This is a genomic window from Streptomyces sp. NPDC127595, from assembly GCF_042671685.1.
Lineage (GTDB): Bacteria > Actinomycetota > Actinomycetes > Streptomycetales > Streptomycetaceae > Streptomyces.
Genome location: NZ_JBHXWK010000004.1, coordinates 438,781 through 454,677, shown reverse-complemented (window position 1 = coordinate 454,677; position 15,897 = coordinate 438,781). Strand labels below are relative to the sequence as shown.

The 15,897-nt window shown below is 70.1% G+C and carries 17 protein-coding genes; 8 read left to right on the top strand and 9 right to left on the bottom strand.

Annotated elements, in window-relative coordinates; genetic code table 11:
- Positions 1 to 51 precede the first annotated feature (51 nt).
- Both ACFVKT_RS16170 and ACFVKT_RS16165 read right to left on the bottom strand, forming a co-directional pair.
- Complete coding sequence (locus ACFVKT_RS16170; protein WP_385731796.1) at positions 52 to 693, bottom strand: response regulator; 642 nt, start codon at positions 691 to 693, stop codon at positions 52 to 54.
- The gene (locus ACFVKT_RS16165; protein WP_385731793.1) at positions 690 to 1,895 is read right to left on the bottom strand and encodes a sensor histidine kinase; all 1,206 of its coding nucleotides are present in this window, start codon (positions 1,893 to 1,895) and stop codon (positions 690 to 692) included. Before ACFVKT_RS16165 ends, ACFVKT_RS16170 begins: the two co-directional genes overlap by 4 nt.
- A gap of 128 nt (positions 1,896 to 2,023) precedes the next feature.
- Here ACFVKT_RS16165 and ACFVKT_RS16160 point away from each other — a divergent pair, with 128 nt between their 5' ends.
- Positions 2,024 to 2,299, top strand: a complete 276-nt coding sequence (locus ACFVKT_RS16160) for a type II toxin-antitoxin system Phd/YefM family antitoxin (protein ID WP_385731790.1) — start codon at positions 2,024 to 2,026, stop codon at positions 2,297 to 2,299.
- Positions 2,296 to 2,565 (top strand): type II toxin-antitoxin system RelE/ParE family toxin, encoded by a 270-nt coding sequence (locus ACFVKT_RS16155; RefSeq protein WP_385731788.1) that lies wholly within the window; start codon positions 2,296 to 2,298, stop codon positions 2,563 to 2,565. Before ACFVKT_RS16160 ends, ACFVKT_RS16155 begins: the two co-directional genes overlap by 4 nt.
- Positions 2,566 to 2,589: 24 nt before the next feature.
- Here ACFVKT_RS16155 and ACFVKT_RS16150 read toward each other — a convergent pair whose 3' ends face one another.
- The gene (locus tag ACFVKT_RS16150; RefSeq protein WP_385731786.1) at positions 2,590 to 3,162 is read right to left on the bottom strand and encodes a cob(I)yrinic acid a,c-diamide adenosyltransferase; all 573 of its coding nucleotides are present in this window, start codon (positions 3,160 to 3,162) and stop codon (positions 2,590 to 2,592) included.
- Between the two features lie 231 nt (positions 3,163 to 3,393).
- Between ACFVKT_RS16150 and ACFVKT_RS16145 the strand changes: the two genes are divergently transcribed.
- The 3 genes from ACFVKT_RS16145 to ACFVKT_RS16135 all read left to right on the top strand — a co-directional run bounded on the left by ACFVKT_RS16145 (position 3,394) and on the right by ACFVKT_RS16135 (position 7,494).
- Positions 3,394 to 4,242 (top strand): 3-hydroxyacyl-CoA dehydrogenase family protein, encoded by an 849-nt coding sequence (locus ACFVKT_RS16145; protein ID WP_385731784.1) that lies wholly within the window; start codon positions 3,394 to 3,396, stop codon positions 4,240 to 4,242.
- 176 nt (positions 4,243 to 4,418) lie between these two features.
- Positions 4,419 to 4,742: an STAS domain-containing protein gene (locus ACFVKT_RS16140; RefSeq protein ID WP_020136551.1), complete on the top strand. Its 324-nt coding sequence runs from the start codon at positions 4,419 to 4,421 to the stop codon at positions 4,740 to 4,742.
- A 250-nt stretch (positions 4,743 to 4,992) separates the two neighbouring features.
- Complete coding sequence (locus ACFVKT_RS16135) at positions 4,993 to 7,494, top strand: ATP-binding protein (RefSeq protein ID WP_385731781.1); 2,502 nt, start codon at positions 4,993 to 4,995, stop codon at positions 7,492 to 7,494.
- A 67-nt stretch (positions 7,495 to 7,561) separates the two neighbouring features.
- Here ACFVKT_RS16135 and nucS read toward each other — a convergent pair whose 3' ends face one another.
- Positions 7,562 to 8,233, bottom strand: coding sequence for an endonuclease NucS (nucS, locus tag ACFVKT_RS16130; RefSeq protein WP_385731779.1), 672 nt, complete (start codon positions 8,231 to 8,233; stop codon positions 7,562 to 7,564).
- Between the two features lie 243 nt (positions 8,234 to 8,476).
- Between nucS and ACFVKT_RS16125 the strand changes: the two genes are divergently transcribed.
- Positions 8,477 to 8,869 carry an SCO5389 family protein gene (locus ACFVKT_RS16125; RefSeq protein WP_385731777.1) on the top strand — a complete coding sequence of 131 codons (393 nt, stop codon included), beginning with the start codon at positions 8,477 to 8,479 and terminating at the stop codon, positions 8,867 to 8,869.
- A 132-nt stretch (positions 8,870 to 9,001) separates the two neighbouring features.
- On the opposite strand, the gene ACFVKT_RS16120 is transcribed toward ACFVKT_RS16125, so the two are convergent.
- The gene (locus tag ACFVKT_RS16120) at positions 9,002 to 10,030 is read right to left on the bottom strand and encodes an LLM class flavin-dependent oxidoreductase (protein ID WP_385731775.1); all 1,029 of its coding nucleotides are present in this window, start codon (positions 10,028 to 10,030) and stop codon (positions 9,002 to 9,004) included.
- 222 nt (positions 10,031 to 10,252) lie between these two features.
- On the opposite strand from ACFVKT_RS16120, the gene ACFVKT_RS16115 reads away from it, so the two are divergent.
- Positions 10,253 to 10,585 carry an ATP/GTP-binding protein gene (locus tag ACFVKT_RS16115; RefSeq protein WP_385731773.1) on the top strand — a complete coding sequence of 111 codons (333 nt, stop codon included), beginning with the start codon at positions 10,253 to 10,255 and terminating at the stop codon, positions 10,583 to 10,585.
- An 18-nt stretch (positions 10,586 to 10,603) separates the two neighbouring features.
- Here the strand turns inward: ACFVKT_RS16115 and ACFVKT_RS16110 are convergent, their stop codons facing one another.
- From ACFVKT_RS16110 to ACFVKT_RS16100, 3 genes are all read right to left on the bottom strand, one after another.
- Positions 10,604 to 11,443: an ABC transporter permease gene (locus ACFVKT_RS16110; protein WP_385731771.1), complete on the bottom strand. Its 840-nt coding sequence runs from the start codon at positions 11,441 to 11,443 to the stop codon at positions 10,604 to 10,606.
- Positions 11,440 to 12,675, bottom strand: coding sequence for an ABC transporter ATP-binding protein (locus tag ACFVKT_RS16105; RefSeq protein WP_385731769.1), 1,236 nt, complete (start codon positions 12,673 to 12,675; stop codon positions 11,440 to 11,442). The genes ACFVKT_RS16110 and ACFVKT_RS16105 overlap by 4 nt, the downstream gene beginning before the upstream one ends.
- A gap of 265 nt (positions 12,676 to 12,940) precedes the next feature.
- Entirely contained in the window at positions 12,941 to 13,825 is an 885-nt protein-coding gene (locus tag ACFVKT_RS16100) for a hypothetical protein (protein ID WP_385732131.1), read from the bottom strand.
- Between the two features lie 177 nt (positions 13,826 to 14,002).
- Between ACFVKT_RS16100 and ACFVKT_RS16095 the strand changes: the two genes are divergently transcribed.
- A complete protein-coding gene (locus tag ACFVKT_RS16095) occupies positions 14,003 to 15,145 on the top strand; it encodes a hypothetical protein (RefSeq protein WP_385731767.1) in 1,143 nt (380 codons plus the stop codon).
- Here ACFVKT_RS16095 and ACFVKT_RS16090 read toward each other — a convergent pair.
- A complete protein-coding gene (locus ACFVKT_RS16090; RefSeq protein ID WP_385731765.1) occupies positions 15,126 to 15,896 on the bottom strand; it encodes an ABC transporter permease in 771 nt (256 codons plus the stop codon). The genes ACFVKT_RS16095 and ACFVKT_RS16090 overlap by 20 nt on opposite strands.
- Between the last annotated feature and the right edge of the window lies 1 nt (position 15,897).

Sequence of the window (15,897 nt, the reverse complement as noted above, 5' to 3'; positions counted from 1 at the left end):
ACCATAGGTCAATAGGTCCAGACCACTGAAGCGGATGCGCGCGGTTACTTGTTACACGCCCAACTCCTGAGCCAGCACCGCCGCTTGGATCCGGCTGCGTAGTTGCAGCTTAGCCAGGAGGCGGCTGACGTGCGTCTTCACCGTCGCCTCCGCCATGTCGAGACGGGTGGCGATCTCCGCGTTGGACATCCCCTCGCCGAGGCAGGAGAGCACCTCGCGTTCCCGCCGGGTGAGGGCTTCGAGGACCGCCGGGTCGGGTCCTGGACCCCGTACGGGCTTCGCGGCGAACTCGGCGATCAGCCGGCGGGTGACCGCGGGGGAGATGAGCCCCTCGCCGCGCGCGACCGTGCGGACCGCTTCGATGAGGGCGCGCGCCTCGGTGTTCTTCAGCAGGAACCCGGAGGCACCCGCGCGCAGCGCCCCGAAGACGTACTCGTCGAGGTCGAAGGTGGTGAGGACGAGTACGTCGGCCAGCTGCCCGTCGACGACCTGACGGGTGGCCGAGACGCCGTCGAGCCGGGGCATCTGGACGTCCATCAGGACCAGATCCGGCCGGAGTTGACGGGCGAGCGCGACCGCCTGCTCGCCGTCCGCGGCCTCGCCGACCACCTCGATGTCGGGCGCGCTGCGCAGGATGAGGACGAGTCCGGCCCGTACGGCGGACTGGTCCTCGGCGACGAGCACGCGGATCATTCGCTTCCTCCATGGGTTTGCCGGGTTCTGTGGGCGAGCGGCAGGGTGACGCGCACGGTCCAGACCTTGACCGCGCCGCTGCCCTCGGGGCCCGCCTCGAACGTGCCGTCCAGCAGGGCGACCCGCTCCTCCATGCCGACCAGACCGGCCCCCGAGCCGGGCGCGCGGGGCCCGTCCCGGTCACCGTACGGGCTGGTCACCCGCACGGTGAGGGAGCCGTCGAGCTGGGCCACGGTGACGGTGACGCGGCCGGCGGCGGCATGCTTGAGTGCGTTGGTCAGCGACTCCTGGACGATTCGGTACGCGGCGAGCTCGACCGGGGCGGGGAGCCTGGCCTCGTGGGTCGCGTCGAGGGTGACGTCGAGCCCGTTGGTGCGGGCCCCCTCCGTCAGGGCTTCGAGGCCGTCGAGGGTGGGAGCGGCTGAGGGCTCCAGGTCGCCGCTCTCGTCGCGCAGGATCCCGATCAGCCGGCGCATCTCGGCGAGGCCCTCGACGCTGTTCTCGCGGATCACGGCGAGGGCGTCCTTCGAGGTCTTCGGGTCGTCGAGGGAGAGCGCGGCCGTGGAGTGGATGGCGATCGCGGAGAGGTGGTTGGCGACCATGTCGTGCAACTCCCGTGCCATCCGCGCCCGTTCGGCCGTGACCGCCTGGGTCCGGTCGATCTCCGCGAGCAGGGCCGTCTGTTCGGCGCGCAGGCGCTCCGCGACGGCGGTGTCACGGTGGTTGCGGACGATCCAGCCGGTTACGGCCGGGGTGAAGGTCACCAGCCCGGTGAACACCCCGATCAGCAGGGCCTCCGGCTTTCGCCAGGCCGCGACGGGCCACACGGTGAGAACCACCGTGAACAGACCGGTGATCCGCGGAAGGCGCCGCGCCATGCCGAGCGAGCCGTACAGCACCGCCGCGTACATCAGGTCCGTGAACATCACGAGGGTGGCCAGGCTGCCACGGGTCACCAGGTCGGCGGCGATGGCGAGGGTGCCGGTGATCAGGGCGGTGCGCGGGCGGGTCCGGCGCAGCAGCTCACAGCCGGCGGTGACGACGAGCGGAAGGAGGACCGCCCACGTCCGGTCGACGAGGACGATCGGGTCGTCCCGCGTGCGGCTGTAGAGACCTACGCCCCACAGGAGGAGTCCGCCGAGCAGGCCCCCGGCGGCGATGCGGATGTCGTCGCGGTGCGGGCGGGGGAGTGTCACGGCCATGACTCCATCCAACACGGACCGTGGCCCCGTCGCCTGATCCTGCGGGACGGTCCACGGCTACATCGAAGGGTGCAGTCCGACTTCGTCACAGCCGGCACTGTGTACACGAGAGGCGGTACACTCGCGGCATGGATGAGTCCGTATCCGTGCGCGAAGCCCGTGCCAGTCTCGCGAAGCTCCTGGACCAGGCCCAGGAGGGGGAGCCCACTGTCATCACCCGCGGTGGTACGCCGGTCGCTGCGATCGTGCCCATAGAGGAGTACGAGGCGCTGGAGGAAGCCGCCGACGAGCTCCTTGCCCGCAAGGCCCTGCGGACTCTGGCCGGGGAGGGCGCCGAGCCGCGCGCAACCATGGCTGACGTGCTCGCCGACATCTTTGGCCCCACCGGCCAGGGCGTGGCGTGAAGTACGCCTTCGAGTTCACCGCCGCCGCGCGCCGCCAACTCCGCACCATCGACCAGACGACCGCCCTGCGCATCCTCCACGCGCTCAGTCGCCTCGGTGACGATCCCTATCGCGATGACGCGGACGTCAAGAAGCTGTCCGGGCACGACGATCTGTACCGCCTGCGCGTCGGCATGTACCGGATCGCCTACACCATCGACGACGGAAAGTTGATCATCCTCGTCGTCGAGGTCGGGCACCGCAGGGACATCTACCGGCGGCTCTGACCGCCGACCGTGCCGAGTACTCCGTCAGCGCTCCCCGCCCGGGACCCAGAGCACGTCCCCGACCTCCTTGTTCGCCGTCCTGGCAAGGATGAAGAGCAGGTCCGACAGCCGGTTGAGGTAGGTCGCGGTGAGCGGGTTCATGACCTCCCCGTGGACCTCAAGCGCTGTCCACGTGGACCGCTCGGCCCGTCGTACGACCGTGCACGCCTGGTGCAGCAGAGCCGCGCCGGGCGTGCCGCCGGGCAGGATGAATGAGCGGAGCTTCTCCAGCTCGCCGTTGAAGCGGTCGCAGTCCGCCTCCAGCTTGTCGATGTAGAACTGCTCGACCCGCAGCGGCGGGAACTCGGGCTTTTCGACCACGGGCGTCGCCAGATCCGCGCCCACGTCGAACAGGTCGTTCTGCACACGGACGAGAACCGCGACGACCTCCTCGTCGAGCCCGCCGAGCGCGATCGCCGTCCCGACTGCAGCATTCGCCTCATTGGCGTCCGCGTACGCCGAGATCCGCAGGTCGGTCTTGGCGACCCGGCTCATGTCGCCGAGAGCGGTGGTGCCCTGGTCGCCGGTCCTGGTGTAGATGCGCGTCAGATTGACCATGGGACCAGCGTAGTTACGCCCCGGCGTTCCGGCGGCCAGGTGTGCTCCACGCGCGCCCGACAGGGCAGCCGGAAGGCGCTCAACTACGCGCCGCGGGACGCTGGGTGAGCCATCCGGTGTGATGTCCGTCTGTTGAGACGTGACGCGCATTACTAAGCGGTCACACGGGCCCTCACGAGCGCTAAGGTCCGCCGGAGAGGCAACTTGAACAGCGTGTTAAGGGGAGTCGGAGTGGCACGGAAGCTGGCCGTCATCGGGGCCGGACTCATGGGGTCCGGTATCGCCCAGGTCTCCGCGCAGGCGGGCTGGGACGTCGTCCTGCGCGATGTCACCGACGAGGCGCTGAAGCGTGGCACCGACGGCATCAGGGCCTCGTACGACAAGTTCGTGAGCAAGGGCAAGCTGGAAGGCGCGGACGCGGACGCCGCGCTGGCCCGCATCACGGCCACCACCGACCTGGACGCCGCCGCCGACGCGGACATCGTCGTGGAGGCGGTCTTCGAGAAGCTGGAGGTCAAGCACGAGATCTTCCGGACGCTCGACAGGATCGTCCGGGACGACACCGTGCTCGCCTCCAACACCTCCGCGATCCCGATCACGAAGATCGCGGCGGCGACCGACCACCCGGAGCGGGTCGTCGGCGTGCACTTCTTCTCGCCGGTGCCGATGATGCAGCTCGTCGAGCTGGTCCGCGGCTACAAGACGAGCGACGAAACCCTCGCCACCGCGCGGGAGTTCGCCGAGTCCGTCGGCAAGACCTGCATCGTCGTCAACCGCGACGTGGCCGGCTTCGTGACGACCCGTCTCATCTCGGCGCTCGTCGTCGAGGCGACGAAGCTGTACGAGTCGGGCGTGGCCAGCGCCGAGGACATCGACCTCGCCTGCAAGCTGGGCTTCGGCCACGCCATGGGACCCCTGGCCACCGCCGACCTCACGGGCGTCGACATCCTGCTGCACGCCACGAGCAACATCTACACCGAGACCCAGGACGAGAAGTTCGCGCCGCCCGAGCTGATGCGCCGGATGGTTGACGCCGGTGACATCGGGCGCAAGAGCGGGCAGGGCTTCTACAAGCACTGAAGATCAAGTACCACCCGTCGTCAGCCGGCACCGAAACCGCACGTTCCTCTGGGGTGTCACCCCTTGAGGTGAATTCGGTATCGGTTCGCTTACAAGCAGCAACCACACTGCCCTTCGGGCAGTCAGACGGGGCACAGACAGACGCGGAGTACGAGAAGCACTCTCGGGGAGCGCATATGTACATCAGGGGCGACCACGCCGAGCTGGTCGTCGGGGGCCGCCTCGACGTACGCAGCGCGGCGGACGCCCGCACGGTCCTGCACTCGGCCGTCGACGACGGAGCCGGCGACCTGGTGCTCGACCTGTCCGAGCTGGACTCCTGGGACGCCACCGGACTCGGTGTCATCATGGGAGCCCACCGGCGCGCCGGGCGGTGCGGCCGGCGGCTCGTACTGCGCGACGTGCCACCGCAGATGCAGCGCCTCCTCGTCGCCACCAGACTGCACCGGATCCTGGCAATCGAGGGCGGCATCGGCGTGGAGTCACTGCCCCGGGTGTGAGCCGCGGACGGTGCGTACGGCATCACGCGCACAATCCTCACGAAGCTGTGACGTCTCGGACGGCGCGGTACCCCGGCCGTTCGTAGATACTGTGCGAAGGTTTAGGGTTCGCCTGCCTGCTGACTGAAACCCTGGAGCAGGCACCGGACCAGAAGCGACAGCGCAGTGTGCAGCAAGGCCGGGAGGGGCCCGAGTGCGCCGGAAGTCCGGCGACACCACCCGCACACGACGCTTTTGGGGGGCTTGGAACATGGACCCGAACAACCGCGGACCCGAAGAGTACGGCCATGACGACGACGGCCAGGCGCCTCGCTCGCGCCCGGCCCGCGAGCCGCTCACGACCGACTTCGGCCAGCACTCACCCACGCTCGCCCGCACGGTTCAGCTCGTCTCGGGCGACTTCCTGCTCACGGTCAACCCCGTCGACGGCAGCGAGATAGAAGCCTGCCCGCCGGGGGAGCGGCCACCGCGACCGGTGAAGTACGGCGCCACGGACCGCGCCGAACTGAGCCGCGCGACCCAGCCGCCCATCCCGCCCGGCCCCGCCCAGCCACGCCTGCCGCTCCTGGAGCGCCAGGAGGAGCGCGAGCGGCTCGTACGCCTCCTCGCGCGCGGTCGCTCCGTACGGCTCACCGGAGCCCCCGGCTCGGGCCGCAGCAGCCTGCTCGACGCCGTTGCCGACGACTGTGCGGACCTCGCACCGGACGGTGTCGTACGCCTCTCCGGGTACCGGCGCACGGCGAGCGATCTGCTCCACGACCTCTTCACAGCCGTCTACGAAGCACCCCTGTACCGGCCGGAACGGGATGAACTGCTCCGGCTCGTCAACGAGATCGGCGCGGTCGTCGTCCTCGACGACGTGGAGTTCGGCGGCGCCGCGCTCGACGAGCTGCTCGATGCCACCCCCGAGTGCGCCTTCGTGATCGCCGCGACGCCCGACGTACCCGCGCCGAGCGCCGACGCCCTCCTGGAAGAGGTGTTCCTCGGCGGCTTCGACCGCAGTGGCAGCCTCGAACTCCTGGAGCGGGCCGTCGGACGCGTGCTGACCGAGGAGGAGTCGAACTGGGCGGGCGACCTCTGGTTCGAGTCCGAAGGCCTGCCGCTGCGCTTCATGCAGGCAGGGGCACTGCTGCGGCAGCGTGACCAGCTCAGCGCCAGCGCGGGCGCCGTCGACGAGTTCGGCGTCTTCCAGGACGTGCCGGTCGACGCCCCCTTCGAGGCGGCCGACCACGACCAGGTGCCGCTTCCGTCGCTCGCCGAGGGCGCCGCGCCCGCCTCGCTGCTCGCCTCCCGGCTCAGCGAGTCGGCCCGCGCCACCCTGCGGTTCGCGATCGCGCTGGGCGGCGAGGTGCCGCACCAGGCGCATCTGCCCGCGCTCGTGGGAGACACCCACGCCGACGCCGCCCTCGCCGAACTGGCGGGCTGCGCGCTGGTCTCCCCGGTCGGCCCCCGCTACCGCCTCGCGGCCGGTGTGCAGGCCCAGCTCGAGGCCGCCGGATACGCGGACCACGCCGAGGAACAGGCGCTCGCGGCAGCCCGGCACTACACCTGGTGGGCCGGTCATCCCTCGGTGACCCCGGAGCGGGTCTGCGCCGAGGCCGACGCCCTGCTCGCCGCGCTCACCGTCCTGGTCCCGCTCACCACGCCCCCGCTCGACGAGCAGGACGAGAGCATCGCCGTACAGCTCGCGCGTACGGCCGCGCCCGCTTTCGCCGGCGGCCTGCACTGGAGCGCCTGGGAGCGCGCGCTGCGCTCCGGCGCCGAGGCATCCCGGCTCTCCGGCGAGGTGTCCGAACAGGCCTACTTCCACCACGAGTTGGGCATCCTCGCACTCTGCGGCGGCCAGTTGGACCGGGCCCGCGCGGAGCTGGAGGCCTCCATCGGGCTGCGCGGCGCCCTCGCCGACAAGCGCGGTACGGTCGCGGGCCGCCGCGCCCTCGCTCTGGTCACCGACCGCTCCGGAGGTGTCCTGGCACTCACCGGTACGGCCGCCGGTGAGGAGGTGTCCGAGTCGCGGTACGAGGAGTCTGCGTCGCCTCCGGGTGGCGTACCGGCCGCCTTCCTCGCCGAACGGTCGGGCGAGCCCTCGACGTTGGTCACCCACCGCTCCGGGCCGGGCCCCGATCACAAGCGCGCCGGCATCGCGAGCCGCCTCGTGAGCGGCACCCGGCGCAATCTGGTGGCCGCGGGCTCGGGCGTACTGCTCGTCGCCGTCCTGGGCACCGTGGTGACACTCGGCGCGACCTCGGACGGCAGCACCGGAGCCCCGGCCGAGCAGGTCGGCGTCAATCCGTCGGCCAGTCAGGGCGCCGACGACGACAGCCTGGGCGCGGACAAGGCGAAGAAGGGCGACAGCGACTCCGGTACGGGATCCGTGAGCACGCCGACGGATCCGGGGCCCGACGGGACGTACGGGACTTCGGACGATCCGACGCCGCCGGAGACGGCGGAGCCGTCGGACGGGCCGAGCGGCACGCAGGGCACCGGCAGCCCGTCGACGTCGCCGCCCAAGCCGTCCACGAAGCCGCCGACGAGCAAGCCGCCGACGACTCCGACGCCGTCAGGCAGCACGACTTCCGAGCCACCGTCGCCGTCGGAAACTCCGACGACGCCCCCAAGTTCCAGCACGTCGCCGTCGCCGACCACCTCGGACTCCGCCAGCGGCCCCGCCTCCAGCGCCCCCGAGACCGTCATCAGCAGCGCTCCCGCGAGCAGCAGTGAAGCCGGGTCGCCCAGTGGCCCGGTGATCTGAGGTACGGAGTACGCGAGAGGGCCGGGTCCGTCTTCGGACCCGGCCCTCTCTGCTTGCCGTCGTGCGGTCAGAACAGGCGCAGTTTGTCGTCCTCGATGCCGCGCAGCGCGTTGTAGTCCAGGACCGTGCAGCCGATGCCGCGGTCGGTGGCGAGGACGCGGGCCTGCGGCTTGATCTCCTGGGCGGCGAAGATGCCGCGGACCGGCGCGAGGTGCGGGTCGCGGTTCAACAGCTCCAGATAGCGCGTCAGTTGCTCCACACCGTCGATCTCGCCGCGCCGCTTGATCTCGATGGCGACGGTCCCGCCCTCGGCGTCCCGGCAGAGGATGTCGACGGGGCCGATGGCCGTCATGTACTCGCGCCGGATCAGCGAGTAGCCCTCGCCGAGGGTCTCGATGCGGTCCGCGAGGAGCTCCTGAAGGTGCGCTTCCACGCCGTCCTTGATCAGACCGGGGTCTACACCGAGTTCGTGCGAGGAATCGTGGAGGATCTCCTCCATCGTGATGATGAGCTTCTCGCCCGCTTTGTTGATGACGGTCCAGACGCCCTCCTCCTCCCCGGAACCCTCCTTCAGAGTGCAGGGCGGCGACATCCAGTTGAGGGGCTTGTAGGCCCGGTCGTCCGCGTGGATCGAGACGCTGCCGTCCGCCTTCACGAGGATGAGGCGAGGGGCTGACGGGAGATGGGCGGTGAGCCGGCCCGCGTAGTCGACGGAGCAGCGGGCAATGACGAGACGCATGGTCCGCAACGCTACTCGACGGGCAGTGGTCCACGCGATTCGCCCTGGAAGACGCCTGTTCGGTCGTGGCTGATTGTGTGCCTAGTGAGAGTTCGCTATGTGCGCATTCTCCTGGTGCCGTCACCGTACGTTGCTTACCGTATAAACAGGAGGTCGCGATGCGTGTACTCAGCGTGTTCGATATCGCGAACTCCCTTCCCTGTCCGGCAACCCCCGAGGTATGGGGGTGCGAGAGGAGAACTCATGTCGCTCGACGTCTCACCGGCCCTACTCGAACGGGCCGAGCGAGGCGAGGTCGACGAAGCGGAATTCGTCGACTGCGTCCGGACCTCCCTGCCCTACGCATGGGAGATGATCAGCTCCCTGGTGGCCCAGCTGAAGGTGGACGGCGGGAACTTCGCCGACAACCAGACGCCGCCGCCGGACGAGCAGGCGCGTGGCCAGCTGCTGCGTGCGCTCGCGAGTGACGCGATACGCGGCGCGCTGCAGCGGCACTTCGGAGTGCGGCTTGCCTTCCAGAACTGCCACCGGGTGGCGGTGTTCCCACTGGACAACTCGGTGGACGACACGCTGGCACGTTTCACCTCGGTCCGCAGCCAACTGCTGAACCAGTCACCGGAGTTCCGGGACTGCTGACGCGGTAGCCGCATTGCTTGCCGCTCCGTACGCGGGAGGTGTTTCTGTACGGGGCGGCGAGCTCCCGCGCATCCGGTTCGTCGACCGGCCTGTACCGGGCCTGTTGACCCGGGGGCGCCGGCCTTCGGGTGGTCACCGGAGCTGGGGGAGTACCTCGGCGCCGAGCCGTCGTACGTTCTCCTCGGTGGCCGCCAGATCTCCCGAACCCTCCACGAGCAGGGCGAAGCGTGAGATGCCGGTGCGTTCCGAAGTCGCCGCCAGCCGGTCGGCGCACAGCCTGGGGGTGCCCACCGGGTGCAGCCCGCAGAGCAGTTCGGTGTACGCCAGGGGGTCCCGCATCGAGCGGGCGCGGTCGTCGACCGTCACATGGGCGTCAAGCCCCTGCTTCAGCCAGCCCGGCATCGACTTGAGGAGCGTCTCGGTGGCGTCGGTGCGGCGGTCCGCGATCTGACAGACCCCGGCCGACACATGCGCCGCCGCGGCGATCTCGTCGGCGGGCCGTCCGGCGACTCGCGCGAACTGCCGCCAAAGGGCCACCATTTCGGCCTTCTCCTCGTCCCCGACATGCATCCCGAGGAGCATCGGCAGCCCGCGCTCGGCGGCGAGCCGCACGCTCGAAGGTGACGTACAGGCGACGACCACCTCGGGGCCCGGCGCGCAGTCCAGCGCCTCCGACGGCCTGGGTACGACGGCGACTTCACGGAAATCGAACCGCTCCCCGGTGCCCGCGACGGACGGCTCGCGCAACCAGCGCATCAGCAGTTCGAGCGATTCCGGGAACCCCTGCTCGTACGCCGCGAGACCCGAGCCGAAGACCTCCAGGTCGACCCAGGGGCCGCCGCGCCCCACGCCCAGCGAGAACCGTCCCCCGGACGTCACATGCAGCAGCGCCGCCTGCTCGCCGAGGGCCACGGGGTGCACGGTCGGCAGCACACTCACCGCGGTGCCGACACGGATCCGCTGCGTACGGCCGAGCAGCAGCGCCGCCAGGGTGATCGCCGACGGGCAGGTGCCGTACGGCACGAAGTGGTGCTCGGCCAGCCAGACCGAGTCGAGTCCGGCCTCCTCGGCGACCTCGGCCGACCGCACCGCGCGGTGCAAGGCCTCCCCCTGGCCCTGCCCCGGGAACTGGGCGGCCAGTACAAAACTTCCAACGCGCATCGTACTTTTCCTGCTTCCTTGGCTCCGACGCGGAGCTCCCCCACTCGGCATAACCGTCCGACACGTGCCGAAGACACGGCCTCTCGGAGAGATTTGCGGATTGTCTGCAAAATCGGCCGAACGGAGGGCGATCTGTGTGGGTTGGTGGAGTACGTGTACCCCTGTGTGTGCCGCGTAGGCTGGACTTGGCCCTGCTCCCTGTATAGCTCCGTGAGGTGTCCTGTGTCCCCGCGTCGCAACCGTCCGAAGGACGCCGGCTCGTCCGGCCCGAGCCCGTCCCCGGACGACGGCGGCCGCTACGGCGGCTTCCAGTCCACGGAGAGCTGGCAGGGCGAGGAATGGAGCGTGCGCCATGTCGCGGGCGCGAGTGCCGAGGGCAAGACCTACCGCTGCCCGGGCTGCGACCAGATGATCCCCTCCGGCATCCCGCACGTGGTGGCCTGGCCCGAGCACTCGGGCGTCGACGACCGCCGCCACTGGCACAAGTCCTGCTGGAACGCGAAGGACCGCCGCACCTCGCGGGTGCAGCGGTCCCGTAACGCGCCCAGGTTCTAGGCGACTTCACCACCCCGGTCAGACGTCCCGGCGCTCCAGGAGCACGAACGCTCCGGCGATCGCCGCCGCCGTCACCACGGCGAGCAGGCCGAGCTGCGGGCCGCCCGTGCCGTTCTCGTTGTCCAGGTGGAAGATCTTGGCGAGGGCGTTGGGAGCGTTGTAGTCCAGCATCTTCTCGCCGATCGTCCGCAGGCTCTCGGACATCAGCAGGAACGCGGGCATGATCGCGGGCACCAGTACGAGGCCGAGCATCGCGGTGATCGCGCCGGCCGAGTGACGGAGCATCGAGCCGACCGCGAGGGCGAGGGTGCCGAGCAGCGAGACGTACAGCGCGCCCATCACCACCGTGCCGCCCCAGGAGACCTCCGAGGAGCCGCCGTGCACCCCGGAGGTGAACAGGCCGACGATGCCGATCGCGAAGGCCGACACGGCGAACGCCACGGCGAAGAAGATGATCAGCTTCGCGGTGAGCACCCGGTGGCGCTGCGGCGAGGCCGTGAACGTCGTACGGATCATGCCCGTGCCGTACTCGGACGAGACCACCAGGACGCCCAGGGTGATCAGGCAGATCTGCCCGAGGATCAGCCCGAAGAAGGCCGGGATCGTGTACGGGACATCGCCGAAGTCCTCGTCGGTGGTCTGGATGGCGACCAGGAAGCCGATGCCGACGACCAGGAGCAGGAAGACACCGAGCGTCCACATCGTGGAGCGCACCGACTTGATCTTCGTCCACTCGGAGGCGAGCGCGTGCCCCAGGTGAGTGGGCGTGACCGGGATCGGCGAGGTGTACGAACTGCCTTGCGCCGCCTGCCAGTCGGGTGCGGCCTGCTGCGGCATCGGGGGCTGGGGCGTGCTCATCGGGCGTCCTCGGGCTTGGTCAGGTCGGGGGCGGCGGCCGGCGCAGGGGGAGCCTGGGGCGCGGCCTGGGCATAAGGGTTGGCGGCCGGGGCACCGGGGGCGCCAGGAGCGCCGTACGGGCCCGGCTGAGGCGCACCGGGAGCGGCAGGGGCGGCGTACGGTCCCGGCGCGCCCTGCGGCATGGCGAACGGCTGCCCGCCCTGCTGGGGCGGCGGCGGCGCGTACCAGCCCGGCTGGCCCTGACCGGGCACCGGCATCTGCGGCGGCGGCATCGCTCCCGGCGGCAACTGCTGCTGGAGCCCGGCCTTCTGGTCGATGGTCGAGCGGTAGTCGACGGCGCCCTGCGTCATCCGCATGTACGCCTCCTCCAGGGAGGCCTGGTGCGGCGAGAGCTCCCACAGCCGTACGTCGGCGGAGTGCGCGAGGTCGCTGATCTGCGGCAGCCGCAGGCCCATCACGCGCAGCGCGCCGTCCTGCTCGGGCAGCACCTGGCCGCCCGCCTCGGTCAGTGCGGCGGTCAGCTTCTCGCGCTGCTGCGGCTCGGTGTCCGGGGTGCGGACCCGGGCGAAGTCGGCGGAGTTGTGCGAGATGAAGTCCTTGATGTTGCTGTCCGCGAGCAGTTGCCCGCGGCCGATCACGATCAAGTGGTCGGCGGTCAGCGCCATCTCGCTCATCAGGTGCGAGGAGACGAAGACCGTACGGCCTTCCGCCGCGAGGGACTTCATCAGGTTGCGGACCCAGAGGATGCCCTCGGGGTCGAGGCCGTTGACCGGCTCGTCGAAGAGCAGCACCTGCGGGTCGCCGAGCAGTGCGGCCGCGATACCGAGGCGCTGGCCCATGCCGAGCGAGAAGCCCTTGGAGCGCTTTCTGGCCACCTCCTGGAGGCCCACCACGCCCAGGACCTCGTCCACCCGGCGGGCCGGGATACCGGACAGCTGGGCGAGGCAGAGGAGGTGGTTGCGGGCGTGCCGGCCGCCGTGCACGGCCTTGGCGTCGAGGAGCGCACCGACCTGTCGGGGTGCGTTCGGCAGCTTGCGGTAGGGGAAGCCGCCGATCGTCACCTGCCCGGAGCTGGGGTTGTCGAGGCCGAGGATCATCCGCATCGTCGTCGACTTGCCCGAGCCGTTGGGCCCGAGGAAGCCGGTGACGGCACCCGGCCTCACCTGGAAGGAAAGGTTGTACACGGCTGTCTTGGCGCCATAGCGCTTCGTCAGGCCGACTGCCTCGATCATGCTCCGCACCCATCGAAAGGTTCTGGACGTCTCGGACGTCGGGGCACACGCCCCCGTAAGGGTTAGGAGGATATCGGTGCGCTGACGGTTCCCATCAAAAGAAAGTAAAACACTGCAGGTCAAGCCGGTTCCTTGGCAGGTACGCGTCTGGCCTGGTCAGAGGCGGAAACGGAATCTTCCCCTGCTGGAACGGGAGGAGCGGGCCGGATGCGGAAGGGACCATTCCGTCGTGCGAAGGAAGCGCCGGGCCCGCCTCACCGAATGCTCACGCCCGGTACGGAAGCGAGTCGTGCAGCGGCGGCAGGTCGTCGTACAGGCGCAGCTCGGCCGATTCGTCGACGTACGGCAGGAAGTCGGTCTGCGGCAGCACCCAGCCCTCCTTGCCGAAGAGCAACGTGCCCTGCTCGCGCAGGGAGCGGTCGGCTCCGGCGCGCCGCACCCAGGTCGCCGGGTCGGGCCCGAGCAGCTCGCGCAGCCGGGGGGAGTCGGCGAGCAGCGCCGCGAGCAGCGCGGACTGGTCACCGCCGCCGGGGCGCGGCCGGCCGGTCGCTGGGTCGGCGAGCACGCCGTGCGCACTGAAGTAGATGTACGCGGCGCCGAGCCGCTCCCCGGACGGCATGGTCATCTCGAAGGCGTCGCCCGGGAGTATCGCCCGCCGGTAGTCCGGGAACTCGGTGTCGTCGACCGCCTTGAGCTGCGTCGAGTCGAGCCAGGTGACGACGAGCGTGGTCGACGCGTCCCGGTCGACGTACGGCGTCCCCGCCACGTAGCCCGCGGGGCTGATGTGCCCCGAGCAGCCGACGCCGATGCCGCGCACCCCGACCGGCACCATCGGCACGGTCGCCGGAATGCCCAGCCGGGTGAGCTTGTGGGCGACCTGGCCGGGGGAGGCGTTCGAACCGACGGCGATGACCGGGTGGCGGCGCCCGGCGGCGACCTGGCCGAGGCCGGCGAGGGCCTCGTCGAGGCGCTGCGACTCCTCCCGCTCCTCCACGTACCACTCGCCGAGCCGCAGCGGCCGTACGCCGAGATGGAGCAGCTCGCCCCCGGTCAGCAGGGACGGCTCGGTGGTGGGGCGGCCCGGATACGTGAGCGGCTGCTTGGCCGGCACGTCGTCCAGGCCCAGCGCCTGGAGGCTTCGGTCCTTCATCGTCACGGTGACGCCCTTCGGGGGTGGTCGCGCGATACAGACACAGCTTTCCACGCGAGGTCTACCCGGGACGGGCCCAGGTCTTGCCCACCGGAATGGGGTTGGCCGGAACGGACACCGGGAATCATGCCGTCCCATTGTACGAGTGGGAACGAAGTCTGTTACGGGGTATGTGAGTTGAGCTTGCTGAGAAGTGGGCCGGGCCGCTGGGGGCAGCCGGGGCGGGACCGGCCGCATCCGCGCTTCCGTACGTCTGTTCGCTGGTGGATCGCCGGACGCACCGTCCACGCCCTGCTCCTGATGACGCTCGGTGCGCTGGCCGGCCTCTCCGTCGCCGTCGCGGCGCTGTGGACGGTGACGGAGCACTCGCCCAGGTCCATGGCGGATCGCTTCTCGGACAAGGAGCGGCTCTTCGACCTCAGCCTCACGGTGCTGCGCGCCTGCGTCGGGACCGACAACCTCGAACCCGAGGTGGACAGCACCGCGCACCAGTTACTCGCCACACTCTCCTCGGTCACCGGGGCCATGGTGCCCGCGGTGCTCCTCGGGATCGTGCTCATCAAGCTGTTCGCGCTGCGGCCGTTCGTCTGGCGGCGCCGGGCCAGCGTCTCGCACGCCTGGACCGCCGACTTTCCCGGCTACTCACGGGACCACGCGGACAGCGACGACGCGATCATCGCCGTCCGCTTCTACAACCGCTTCGACAACCTCTCGGTGGTGGACCTGCGGGCCCGTGTCCATCTGCGCTACCTGGAGCGGTCACCGCACGACGGCAGTCTGGTCATCTACAAGCAGTGGCTGAAGGTACTGGACGCGAACGGGGAGCTGGCCGATGAGCGGTCCTGGCTGGCGGTCGAGCGCGGGGCGCCCTTCACCGTGTGGATACCGGTGGACGCGCCGGTGTCCGAGCTGCCGTTCCGGCACATCCAGGGCAAGGACCTGTCCGGGTCGTACGGCGTGAAGCTGCTCGTGCGGCTGACGGCGCGGACCGTGGGCCTGGGCACCGAGGTCGCCGACGAGCGGTGGTTCGACCTGGCGGGCGGCGACTTCGAGCTCGGCCGTTTCGTGCCGCTCCAGCCGGACCTGGACAAGGACGTATGGCGCTGGGAGGGGTGGACGGACTTCGACGGGGTGCTGGAGGCCCGGCCGGGGAGCGCGGGCCCTGGGCAGCTCTCCCGTCCGGACGCCGAGGACCCGGACAGGGTGCGTCCCTCCCGCACGGACGCCGACGACCCCGTGGGTCCCTCCCGCACGGACGCCGACGACCCCGTGGGTCCCTCCCGTCCGGACGGCGGGACCCCTACGCGTCCCGCTTCTTGAGCAGCACGTACCCCCCGATCACGGCCACCGCCACCCACGCCACCATGATCGCGAGGCCGCCCCAGGGGCCGTACGGAGTGTCGTCGTCGATCGGGGTCACGACCTGCATGATCTTGCTGCCGGCCTGGTCGGGGAGGTACTGGCCGATCTTCTTGGTGGCGGAGACGTTGCCGAGGATGTTGGAGATCAGGAAGAAGAACGGCATCAGGATGCCGAGGGAGAGCATCGGGCTGCGCAGCATCGTCGCGACGCCCATCGAGAAGACGGCGATGAGGGTCATGTAGAGGCCGCCGCCGATGACCGCGCGCAGCACACCGGGGTCGCCGATCGACGCCTTGTGCGAGCCGAGCATCGCCTGGCCCAGGAAGAAGGCGACGAAGCTGGTGATGATGCCGACGACGAAGGAGAGGACCGTCGCCACCGCGATCTTGCTGAAGAGGAACGTGCCGCGCTGCGGGACGGCCGCGAGCGAGGTGCGGATCATGCCGGTGCTGTACTCGTTCGAGACGACCAGCACCCCGAACACGATCATCGCGAGCTGACCGAGACTCATACCCGCGAAGCTGATGAACGTCGGGTCGAAGGACAGCTTGTCGTTCTCGCTCAGATTGTCGAAGTCGTTCTTCGACAGGAGCGAGATCAGAATGCCGAGGGCGACCGTGACGACCGCGGCGAGACCGAGCGTCCAGATGGTGGACGCGACAGAGCGGATCTTGGTCCACTCCGACTGCAGGACCTGCGTCGCCGCCATG